The sequence below is a fragment of the Streptacidiphilus neutrinimicus genome (assembly GCF_000787815.1).
In the GTDB taxonomy this organism is placed as follows: Bacteria; Actinomycetota; Actinomycetes; order Streptomycetales; family Streptomycetaceae; genus Streptacidiphilus; species Streptacidiphilus neutrinimicus.
Window position 1 is genome coordinate 1 of record NZ_BBPO01000129.1, and the last position, 5,369, is coordinate 5,369.

Sequence of the window (5,369 nt, forward strand, 5' to 3'; positions counted from 1 at the left end):
CGGAGGCGCACCCGCCGGAAGCACGACGGAGGCTCCCATGACCGTCATCGACACCATCAGCCACCTGGGTGCCGACATGTGCTGCCACGCCGACGCCCCGCCCGTACCTGCACCTACTACGGTGTCGACGGGGAGTCTTCCACTGAGGAACACCAGTCCGTCGCCCTCCCCTGAAACCGGCACCAGGACAACCGGCAACCGAGAAGGAAGAGCCGAAATGAACGCGAAGAAGATGCTGATCAGCCTGATCCCCTGGGCGCTGTTCAGCGTGATCGTGCAGCGCCGGGGAGCCGACGCGGCCGGGTACGCGGCACTCGCCGCCACGGCTGGGGCCACCTGGCTGATCATCAAGGACAAGGCTTCCGGCATCAAGGTGATCGACGCGACCGGCGTCGCCACCTTCCTCGTCCTGGCCGTCGCGGCGTTCGCGGGCGGCCACGATCTGCGGGTGCACATCGCCGACTACGGCCGCGGCGCCTCCACACTGGCGCTCGCGGTAGTCATGCTGGCCTCCGTGCCCGTGCTGCCCTTCACCGAACAGTACGCGCGCGAGACCGTTCCCCTTCAGCATCGGGCGTCGTCGGTCTTCCGGTCTGTGAACCGGCGCATCAGCGCTGCCTGGGGGCTGGCCGTCCTCGTCATCGCCGGGCTCCACCTGCTCGCCGGGCACCTCACCGCAGCCGGGACCGGCACCCACACGACCAACGTCCTGCTCAACTGGGCGGCCCCCGTCGGCCTCTCCCTCGCGGCGATCGCCTACACCAACCACACCGCGAGCGACGGCCGCCCGGCTTCCCCTGCACCGCGCGCCGAATGACCCACCCGTGGGCAGGGCAGTGGCAACGGCCGGGGAGCGCGGCGGAACCTGACGTGGACGCACTCACCCGGTCCGCTCGCCGGGGAAAGCTCGCAGTAGCCCCCTACAGCTTGGCCGGCGGTATCCACAGGCCTCACCACCCCGGGCCTGGTTCCTTCCAGGAACCAGGCCCGGGGTGGTGATTGAGCGGCGCCTCGCCGGCCAGGCACACCGTGCAGCCCCTCGCCGAGGTCGACTGGCGCTTCGCTACAGGGCGCGCAGGCATCGGGTCGCCCACCCCCCGCGACTTGCGCTGCCGGAGCTACCCCCGCAGCTGGTTGGACTGCTCCCGGGGCCCTGCACTCCTACCTGCAGTGGCGTAACAAGAACGCATGGGAGGCCGACGTCCTCGCCGCCCAGCGGGAGGAGTGCGCTCATCCGCAGTGAGATGGGCCTCTGCTGGGGCGGCAGACCCGTTGTTGCTTCGTGACAGAGGCGCCTGTCCTTCGCTGGGCACTTTAACCACCGGCGAGGAACTGCTGGAGCGGCTGCGCAGCGCCCAGGCCGCGATTCCTACCGCGCCCCGGACCCCCCTACCGTCCGGTCGCGGCCCCGACGCCGCAGGAGCGCTCCGCGCCGCCGTCCCGCCTGACCACGCGGACCGCCGCGCCCCGTGCATCGAGGATTGTGGAAGGCGCTATCGCACCGACGCCCACCACACCCTCGGCGCGCTGGCCGGCCTGCTCGAACAGCTCCCTCTCACACTCCACCAGGCCGCGGCCGCCCTCAACGCCATGCCCGAGAACCAGCTCGCCGTCCTGTCCGACCCACCGGTCCCGGCCCGGGTGCAGGCTCAGATCGCCACCGAATTCGGCCACGCCATCGCCGCCCAGGAGGCCGCCGCCCACCTGCGCCGCGCCCAGCACGCCGCCGCCGAACTCGTCTACACCGGCCCCATCGGTCTGTGACCGGTCCCGCCCGGAAGGAGACGGCCGTGAACCCTCCGGGCAGCCCGCGCTCCCGGGACGTGCCCACCGAGGTTTGGCACCTGGGGCATGGGCTGCGACGGGCCGGGAAGCCGCCGGGGGAGCGGGCCTGGACGGGCTCGGCGCACCGGTCCTCGGAGGCGGTCATGTTCAGATACGAACTGCGGGCCCAGCACCGCCCCCAGGCCGTCGGCCGCGAGGTGCACCTGTGGCACATCGTGCCGAGCGGCCGCATCGTCGGGTCGGCTTGTGCCACAAGGCACTCGACGCCGTCGCGGACACCCGGCCCCTGACCGACCTGCGGCACCTGCCGCAGCACCTGCGTGACCGCCTACCGGCACATGGCCGCCGCACCCCCGCCACGGGACCAGGCCGCCCACGGCCACTGACCGCGGCCCCTCTCGCCCAGCCCTCACCGGGCTACTGGCCGGGCGGTCCGGTGCCGCGGTCGGCGGGGTGCCATTCGGCCAGGACGATGGTGGCGTCGTCCTGGAGGCGCCCGTGTGGTGGCCGAGGATGGTGTGGATGAGGCGGCGCAGCGCTTCGGGGGCGGGTTCGCCGGCGGCCAGCGCGCGGGTGATGAAGTCGACGAGCTGGGCCTCGCCGAAGAGCTGACCGGTGCCGGAGCGGGCTTCAGTGACGCCGTCGGTGTGGATCAAAATCCGGTCGCCGGGTTCGAGCTGTGCCTGGTGCACGGTGCGGGTGGGCTGGTAGGCGGGGCCGAGGCCGAGCGGCAGCTCGTCGTGAGGCGTCTCCCGAGGTGTGGACACTCGACAATGGATCTTGATGGTCCGAGGAAGGGTGTCCTGGTGGGACGGAAGTCTCCATATCCGGTGGAGTTCAGGAACGACGCAGTGGCGCTGTTTCGCGCGGCTGGCGGGAGGCGCACGTATGCCGCGGTCGCGGCGGACGTCGGGGTGACCGGCGAGACGCTGCGGAGCTGGGTGCGGCAGGCCGACGAGCAGGCCGGCCGGGCGAGCAACGGCGAGGCCACCTCGGAGAGCCGCGATGAGGAACTCGCCCGGCTGCGGGCCGAGAACGGTCGGCTCCGCAAGGCGGAGATTCCCAATGTTGCTGTCAAGTCGCACGGGTGACTTTGTGTGATTGGGTCATATCGTCAACGCGCACGCACGGGCAACTGCGGGTTCGAAGGTGCGATGGTCTCGGATTAGAGCCCACAGCACGTTGAGGCGGCGCCTGGCGAGGGCGAGCACAGCCTGCTTGTGGCTCTTTCCCTCGTTGCGTTTCCGCTGGTAGTACTGCTTGGACTCGGGGCAATGCATTGTGGCGACCTGGGCCGAGATGTAGAACATTCGCAGTAGGCGACGGCTGTAGCGGCGGGGCCGTTTGAGGTTGCCGCTGATCTTGCCGGAGTCCCGGGGCACGGGGGCAAGCCCGGCGACGCCTGCGAGGCGGTCGGGGCTGCCGAAGGCCGTCATGTCACCTCCAGTGGCGGCGATGAACTCGGCCCCGAGCGTGGCACCGATGCCGGGCATGCTGGTGATCACCTCGGCGTCGGGGTGCTCGCGAAACCGTTCCTCGATCAGGGCCTCCAGCTCCGCGATCTGCTGGTCGAAGGTCATCACCTCTCTCGCGAGGGTGTGCACCATCTTCGCCGCGGTCCTCTCACCGAGGACGGGGGTGAACTGGGCCTCGGCCGCTGCAACCGCGGCATCGGCGGTGGTCTTCGCGGTGGTCGTCATACGCACGCCGTGATTCTTGAGCCAGGTCGCAAGCCGGGCCCGGCCGATCCTGCGCAGGGCCGCCGGGGTCTGGTAGCCCGTGAGCAGGACCAGGGCCGCTTTCGAGACGCTGTAGTCGAAGGCGCGTTCCAGGGCAGGGAAGTACTCCAGCATCTGGGCTCGGAGCCGGTTGATGGCTCTGGTGCGGTCCGCCGCCAGGTCCATGCGTCGGGCGGTGAGGATCTTCAGGTCCACCGCGATCTCGCCGGTCGCCTGCAGGGGCTGTAGATCGCGGCGCATGCGGGCGGTGTCGGCGATGACGAAGGCGTCCTTCGCGTCCGTCTTCCCGCTGCCACGGTAGGCAGCGGATGCGTGGTGCACGGTACGGCCGGGGATGTAGAGCAGCTTCTGCCCGTTGTCGATCAGCAGTGCGATCCAGAGCGCCGCGCCGCCGGCGTTCAGGTCCACTGCCCACGTCACCGGGGCGCCGTCCGCCGCCTTCAGCACGTCGGCCATCAGTTGCAGCAGCTCGGCCTCGTTGTTCGGCACTCGCCGCGAGAGAAGCGTCTTGCCGTCTGCATCAATGGCGGTGCAGTGGTGTTCCGTCTTGCCCGCATCTGTCCCGGCCCACAGTTCGGGCACCGGCTCCTCCTCGGTGGTCCGTATGTTCTGTCCCAGCAGACGACCTCGCCGACGTTTCCATACGAGCGATCTTGTTCCGCGTATCCCAATGAGTGGCCGAGTCGTCGCGGGACCTCGGGCGGCCAATCTCCGCGAGCCACAACAGCGGCAAACAAGTGGCAGCCACACCCGAGATCCCTGGGCGTCCCGATCCTACGAATGACCCGGATCAACCCACGACTGACGGTATGGAAGGAGTGGGAGCTCGAGCGGGAGATCCTGCGGCGGGCGGCCCAGTATTTCGCGCGGGAGATGAGGGCATGACCAGCCGCTGGGACTTCATCTCCGTCCACCGCGCCGACTTCGGCGTGCAGCGGATATGCCGGGTTCTGGGTGTCTCGCGCTCGGGCTACTACCGGTGGCTGGCCGGGGCCGAGGCCCGTGCCGGGCGCCGGGCGGCCGACGACGTCCTGGTCGCGGAGATCCGCGAGATCCACGCCGACCACCAGGGCACCTACGGAGTGCGCCGGGTCCACGCCGAGCTGCGGGGCTTCGGCCACACCGTCAACCGCAAGCGCGTCGAGCGGTTGATGCGCGTCAACGGGATCGAGGGCCGGCACCTGCGCAGACGCAAGCGCACCACGGTCTCGGACCGGCTCGCGCCGCCGGCGCCGGACCTGGTCCGACGCGACTTCACGGCCAGGGAGCTGGACGAGAAGTGGTGCGGCGACATCACCTACGTGCAGGTCGGCGGCACGTGGCTGTATCTGGCCTGCGTCCTGGACATCTGCTCGCGCCGACTGCTGGGCTGGTCGATGGCCACCCACATGCGCACGGAGCTGGTCGTCGACGCGCTGACCATGGCCGTGGCGACACGGGGCGGCCGCGTCGCTGGGGTGATCTTCCACGCGGACAGGGGCTCGCAGTACACCTCCGCCGCGTTCGCCCAGGTCAGCGATCGTTTCGGCATCCGCAGGAGCATGGGTCGCGTCGGCTCGAGTTATGACAACGCCCTCGCCGAGAGCTTCTGGCAGGGGCTGAAGAGAGAAGCCCTGCGCGGGACGCTCACGACGGTTCGTCAGGCCCGGCTGGAGATCTTCCAGTGGCTCACCTACTACAACGCCCGCAGGCGCCACAGCTCGCTCGGCTACCTCTCACCCGTCGAGTTCGAACAGCAGCACTAGCGAGGGCATAAACTCACGCTCGCGGCATGAACCCCTGTGTCCACGCTCCGGGGGTCACCTCACCCGGCGGCGCCCCCACCCCGACGTCCCCGCCGGCGGA

The 5,369-nt window shown here is 70.0% G+C and carries 4 protein-coding genes and 2 pseudogenes; 4 read left to right on the forward strand and 2 right to left on the reverse strand.

Going from position 1 to position 5,369, the window contains the following annotated elements; genetic code table 11:
• Window positions 1–217 precede the first annotated feature (217 nt).
• Both TR48_RS36780 and TR48_RS42735 read left to right on the forward strand, forming a co-directional pair.
• The gene (locus TR48_RS36780; RefSeq protein WP_042374987.1) at window positions 218–817 is read left to right on the forward strand and encodes a hypothetical protein; all 600 of its coding nucleotides are present in this window, start codon (window positions 218–220) and stop codon (window positions 815–817) included.
• A gap of 458 nt (window positions 818–1,275) precedes the next feature.
• A complete protein-coding gene (locus tag TR48_RS42735) occupies window positions 1,276–1,764 on the forward strand; it encodes a hypothetical protein (RefSeq protein ID WP_152628391.1) in 489 nt (162 codons plus the stop codon).
• On the opposite strand, the gene TR48_RS46135 is transcribed toward TR48_RS42735, so the two are convergent.
• Window positions 1,740–2,552, reverse strand: coding sequence for a PP2C family protein-serine/threonine phosphatase (locus tag TR48_RS46135; protein WP_369405635.1), 813 nt, complete (start codon window positions 2,550–2,552; stop codon window positions 1,740–1,742). The two genes, TR48_RS42735 and TR48_RS46135, sit on opposite strands and share 25 nt — an antisense overlap.
• A 39-nt stretch (window positions 2,553–2,591) precedes the next feature.
• On the opposite strand from TR48_RS46135, the pseudogene TR48_RS36790 reads away from it, so the two are divergent.
• Window positions 2,592–2,843 (forward strand): annotated as a pseudogene (locus TR48_RS36790) (transposase); the annotation flags it as partial.
• A 48-nt stretch (window positions 2,844–2,891) separates the two neighbouring features.
• Here TR48_RS36790 and TR48_RS36795 read toward each other — a convergent pair.
• A complete protein-coding gene (locus TR48_RS36795; RefSeq protein ID WP_152628392.1) occupies window positions 2,892–4,106 on the reverse strand; it encodes an IS110 family RNA-guided transposase in 1,215 nt (404 codons plus the stop codon).
• 230 nt (window positions 4,107–4,336) lie between these two features.
• Between TR48_RS36795 and TR48_RS36800 the strand changes: the two are divergent.
• Window positions 4,337–5,269 (forward strand): annotated as a pseudogene (locus TR48_RS36800) (IS3 family transposase); the annotation flags it as partial.
• Window positions 5,270–5,369 lie beyond the last annotated feature (100 nt).